The sequence below is a fragment of the Mesorhizobium sp. M7A.F.Ca.ET.027.03.2.1 genome (genome assembly GCF_003999175.1).
Taxonomy (GTDB): Bacteria; Pseudomonadota; Alphaproteobacteria; order Rhizobiales; family Rhizobiaceae; genus Mesorhizobium.
Map to the genome: position 1 here is coordinate 1 of NZ_RZOM01000450.1, position 4707 is coordinate 4707.

Genomic DNA, 4707 nt, shown 5'->3' on the forward strand with positions numbered 1-4707 from the left:
GAGACAGGTATTGCGCTTGGTGTACAGAACCGAAGCGTTGCCGGTGGTGCGGACGCTGGCAATTGCGCGGATCGGCGAGAACTCAACGAGATTGCGGATGAACTCCGCGCTCATTTCAGCCGGTGCGAGGTAGCCGCCCTGCGGGTCGCTGGAGACGGTCAGCGTCTTCAGTTCCGGCGCACGATCGGCCATGCGGAGATATTCGGCAAACGCCTTCGTCTCGACGGACGGCTCGTCATCCTTTTTCGTCTGGATATTCGGGCGGGCAAGCTTGGCCTCGATGCCGTCCAGACGTTCGGTGATCTTGTCGACGCCGGCGGTTTTCTTGTTCACGTCGGCCGTCAGGGCGTCGAGCGCGGTCTTGACCTCAACGATCGGGTCGACGTCATCAGCCGCGGTCTTGGTTTCGAGAACGGGGAAATTGGTGGAATGGAAAGTCATGAATATTAGCCTTTCAGCGACGTGCGGGCAGAATTGATGGCCGCAACGAGTTCGGAGAATGAAGTGGATTTGACCGCGGTAACGGTCGATTGGGCATTGCTTGGAAAAGTCACTACTGAGATTTCCCAGAGGTCGACTTCCTCGAGAATGCGGGCGCCTTTGGTCTTATCCAAACGATCCCGCACGGTGCGGAAACCGATGGACAGGCCGTCAAGCGCGCCGGCCTTGAGCAGGGTGTGGGTTTCACGTCCCTTCGCGGTGTCGAGGATCAGCCGACCGGTGGCCTTCAGTCCTCGCGCGTCTTCGGAAAGCGATTCCCAGATGCCAATAGGGTCGCTCTGATCATGACCGCGAAGCATCTTCACCTTATTAGCCGGGCGGGATGCCAGGCTTTTGGTGAATGCGCCCGCAGCGACGATTTCCTTGTGGCTATCCAGAACGTCGAACGTCGACGCGTAGCCAGAAAAAAGGCCATCATCGCTGACGGCCTTGGTGTCGATCTCTAGAATGAGACCATGCTTGGTGGCTACGCTCACGCGGCGGCCTCCTTCGGTTTCGGTTTGTTGTCGTTGGCGGCTGGTGTGGTGTAGGGCGACTGGAGCGTGTTGCCGTCCGGCAGGGCGGGCATGTTTTCGCGCCGTCTCACGTCGTTCGCGGTGAAGGCGCCCATGCTCCGGAACTTGCCGTAAGCCTCGGCGCGCGTTGCCGTATCGGCCCGCAGCAAATCGTCCACGATGAACTCGATTGAGAACTGGGTGCGTTCCTCTTTGGTCAAGAGGCAGCGCCGGTATGCATCGGTCCAAGCCTTCAGCCAAGGCAAGAGGCAAAGCTGCAGGAATTGCAGCGATTGCTGTTCCACATTGGCGAACGTGCCGCGCTCCAGCGCCTGCAACATCGTGATGGGCACGCGCGTCAATCGGGCAATCTCGCCGATAGAAAACGCCCGCTGTTCGGCGTGCTGGCTTTCTACCGAAGTGAAGGCAACCGGCGCATACTTGCCGGAATTATCAAGGATCGCCACGCCGCCCGAATTGTCGCCGCCATGCGTTGCTTTCCATGACGTGCCAATGCGCGTGGCGGCTTCCGCCGTCAACTTGCCATCGAAGGACAGCACGCCACCAGGGCGGCTATTGTTTTTCATCAGCCGGGCGGAAGTCTGCTCCAGCAAGATAGAAAGGCCGATCGCCTCGCGTCCCGCATGAAGCAAGCCAAGGCCGCGCTTACAGTCGAGCGACGGCGCCTGGATATGGAGGATCCGATCCGGGGCATAGTACGTCTGGCCGACCTTGTAACGAGGTTCGCCACTATCCAGCCATTCGACGGTGACGGCGTGTCGGGGCAGATGGGTGATTTCCGCAAGCTTATCGCCGATCTTGTTGACGAAGCCGAAGCCATCCCCATGCAGCACGGCATCAACCGTGACCAGCTCGCGAACCTTGCCGGCTGACTGCCAGTCGTTGGCGTCATCGTGCACAAGCGGATAAGCGGGGTGACTTGGCGCCGGTTCCCTGCCGTCTATGCTGGCCGCATAAACCTTGGCAGGCAGCGTGCCGACTGAGGTAACGATTAAGCTGACCGCTGCGTTGACGGCAGGCACGCGCATGGCGGCATCAGCCGTCACTGTGATGCCGGTCGATGAGCCGGTAAACAAGCTAACCAGCGTCGCCCATGAATCCGATGTGGGATCGGTGAGTTCGGATTTGGTTTCTACGGCGGTGGTGGATCTTCGAAAAGGCCACACTATGCGGACTCCTGTATTTCGCGTCGCAACCCGCAAGCGTGCGCGCCACGATCTTGCCGAGCGGGATGAGTTGGAACGAATGGTCGACGGTGCGCGGGATGTTGGCCGGGCCCATGATGCTGCCGGACTTCGCAGATATCGCGCCACTCTTTACGACGAACACAGCGTCCTCGGCCGGCGGCTCCTGTAGCCACTCGAAGGCGCAGGCGACCGCCGTAAGCAAGGTCATGCCACCACGTTCTAACTCGCGCGCAAACGCGAGAATGGCGATGTCTTGCGCCGAGAAAACACGCCGCCCGCCGAGCTTGGCGCTAAAGAGCGTTTCGGGTCCGCGGCTAACCCACACACGCAAGGTGCCGGATTTGAGATTTGCCAGTTCGGCCGCTTCGTCCTGGCTGAAGGCGCGCTCGCGCCATATTCGGGGCATGGCTGCCTCCCGTGTGTTGCGGTTGTTGCAAATGAGTTTTGGCAAAGAAAAAGACCGGCGCCTTGCGACGGCCGGTCTGGAAATTGTGCCAGACGTTGCGGGCAGCGCAGCGCCTGGCGTCGCGACGCCGAAATGCGCGAACAAAGCGCGCCGCGAATTGTGCCGGGCGCGGGAGGGAACGCGCTACCGGCTGCCGCCAATGAATGGGAAACATCAGCGGCGAAACTGGTGTGGAAGGGGTGCGCGTCTGCGCTTGCATTTTCGTGCAAACGGCTGCGCCACCCTTCTACTTGTCCAGCGGATGAAGTGTAAAAAGGGGACCGCCCTTACGCCACCTTCTTCAATATTTCTGCAGAATTATCGTTCGCGGCAAGGAGAAGCTTCTTCCCCTGCCGCTCAGCCGTCTTACCCTCATGCCCGAACGCCTCGCCGACCTCACGGAAATTGGCGGCGGTGGTTGCAATATCCAGCGCCTTCTGTTGTTCAGGAGGTAGGGCCTTGCACCAAGCCTCAAACTCAGCCTGCCGTGCCAGTTCGTCTGCAGTGTCCTGCCAGCGCTCGGGAGGCTGCCGGCCTTTTGTTGAGGTGATGTGCATCCCGACAAAGCTGTCCCCAACCGTATCGCTTCCGCACGGTAGTCCGGGCTTGCAATACGTCACGGCGGGGCGCGGTGCCGACGCCATCAACTCCTGCTGCTCTTCGCGGGTAATCAGCACTTTCCGCTTCTTGCGCCTGCCAGCCGGTATGAACCGCGGCTTTTCGTTGCCATCTTCGTCGGTCTCTACAACCGTGTCGCGGTCGACCTTGAACATCGAGGCCCAATACGTTGCAGTTCGCACCATCGCTTCAGGATTCGGTTCCGGGCCAAGAAGCTCGCCAGGTTTGTCGGGATAGTTGAGCAGCGCACCGGCAGGCATGAGAACGTCGCCGCGTACCGCCTTGTCATTTTTCAGCACGTAGCATTTCTCGCGGTGCTCGCCGTTTGAGAAGCGAAGCTTGCCCTTCTTGTACGCCACCACCAATGCGTCCGGTGAAGGCCCGGCGTTGTGAGTGCGGTCGGGATTCCGGCCGGGCTCGTCGCCGTCTTCATTATCGTTGTCCGGCAGCAGCCAGTTTGTCGACAACGGCTCGCGCGGCTTGCGTGCCTCACGCCAGGCCAGTGTTGGTGTGCATCTGGCGGCAAGCGTTGCGTGCTTTGGACTTTCTGTTCTGGCGACCCTCGGGAAAATATCGCTGTCGTTTGCGGGCAGCGCCACCCATATAGCGGTCGCCGTCTCGCGCCAACCCGGTGGTGGGAAATCGTTCTCGCGCGGAACTGGGGTGCTGTTCGGGCGAGGATAGCGAATGCGCAGGCTATGCTTGTCCCATTGAAACCAGCGCGGGTTTTTGCGGTCCGGCGGCCGGTAAGCATCCTGCATTTCCGAAAATGCGCTGCCCGACCAATTCGCAATCATAGCGCGCACCGCCGAAGTGGCGGTCGTGTTCGTCGTCATTTATGAAGTTTCCCATTTATGCCGCCAGTTCCCTCCAGCGGCTGCTTTATGTGCGGCCCAGTTAAGGCCGGTGCTGCTCTGTCGAATCGGAAAAACCCAATTCGACAATAGGATCGCATACTAATAAGGCTTATTTAGGGATTTTGGCCCAGGGCGCCACAACATGTAGTACGATTTTGGGTGGCTCCTGCGCACTTTGTCCATATGTTGTGTTGCGATTGCAACAGTGCCCGCCCTTCGCGTGGCACTCTGGTCAAGTGTCACCGACCGTCCCTTGTGCGTGTGAGGCGAGGAAAAAATCAGCGTCCGAATAGAGTAAAAAGCGAACGAAAATGGTTTCTGTCTCACGCGCGCAAGGGCCACTCGGTGACACTTACACAAGCTGCCTATTTCAAGCGTCCAGCGTCCGCGATTACCTCGCGAACTTTCCGCCTACGTTCCGTCTCATCCTTGGCGCGAGACGCAAACAGCGCATGCACGGCGGGTCGGACGGTCCATTGCAAGCTATCCCGCCTGGAAGCATGGGCAGGCTCCAGCCACCCGAAGGCGTCGAGCCGTTCCAGCACTGATTGCGCCTCATGATTGTCCATCGCGCGCATGACGCT

The 4707-nt window shown here is 59.8% G+C and carries 6 protein-coding genes; all 6 read right to left on the minus strand.

What is annotated here, in order from left to right:
* The coding region (locus EN750_RS19410) for a phage major capsid protein (RefSeq protein WP_127397365.1) at positions 1-441 on the minus strand (441 nt) is incomplete at its 3' end.
* Positions 442-446: 5 nt separating this feature from the next.
* On the minus strand, positions 447-977 hold the full coding sequence (locus EN750_RS19415; protein WP_127397366.1) for an HK97 family phage prohead protease: 531 nt from the start codon (positions 975-977) through the stop codon (positions 447-449).
* The gene (locus EN750_RS19420) at positions 974-2182 is read right to left on the minus strand and encodes a phage portal protein (RefSeq protein WP_245482743.1); all 1209 of its coding nucleotides are present in this window, start codon (positions 2180-2182) and stop codon (positions 974-976) included. The genes EN750_RS19415 and EN750_RS19420 overlap by 4 nt, the downstream gene beginning before the upstream one ends.
* Positions 2094-2753 carry a MerR family transcriptional regulator gene (locus EN750_RS19425; RefSeq protein WP_127397367.1) on the minus strand — a complete coding sequence of 220 codons (660 nt, stop codon included), beginning with the start codon at positions 2751-2753 and terminating at the stop codon, positions 2094-2096. Before EN750_RS19425 ends, EN750_RS19420 begins: the two co-directional genes overlap by 89 nt.
* Positions 2754-2935: 182 nt before the next feature.
* Positions 2936-4102 (minus strand): hypothetical protein, encoded by a 1167-nt coding sequence (locus EN750_RS19430; protein WP_127397368.1) that lies wholly within the window; start codon positions 4100-4102, stop codon positions 2936-2938.
* A 386-nt stretch (positions 4103-4488) separates the two neighbouring features.
* On the minus strand, positions 4489-4707 hold a 219-nt coding region (locus EN750_RS39985), incomplete at its 5' end, for a hypothetical protein (RefSeq protein ID WP_210212754.1).